Origin of the sequence: Acinetobacter sp. 148 (genome assembly GCF_031196675.1) — a bacterium.
GTDB classification, from domain to species: Bacteria; Pseudomonadota; Gammaproteobacteria; order Pseudomonadales; family Moraxellaceae; genus Acinetobacter; species Acinetobacter baumannii.
This window is the reverse complement of sequence record NZ_JAVIMT010000088.1, coordinates 1-219: the sequence shown is the minus strand read 5'-3', so window position 1 is coordinate 219 and position 219 is coordinate 1. Positions and strand designations below refer to the sequence as shown.

1 pseudogene is annotated in these 219 nt (G+C 30.1%); it reads left to right on the top strand.

The features are described from left to right. Positions 1-116: 116 nt before the first annotated feature. Positions 117-219, top strand: a pseudogene (locus tag RFX69_RS17460) (Ohr subfamily peroxiredoxin); the annotation flags it as partial.

The window sequence follows — 219 nt, the reverse complement described above, 5'->3', positions numbered from 1 at the left end:
TAAAAACACGTTTCGTATAAGCTCTATTATGTTAAATGGAATATAAAAAACAGTTGACATAAATACATTGTGTGCAATTATATTGCACACAATGTATTTATTTAAAGGTAATCAAAATGAGTAATCTTTATTCTACCCAGGTTAAAGCAATCGGTGGACGTTCAGGAAATATTCGTAGTGAAGATGGTATCTTAGAACTAAAATTGGCTTTGCCAAAAG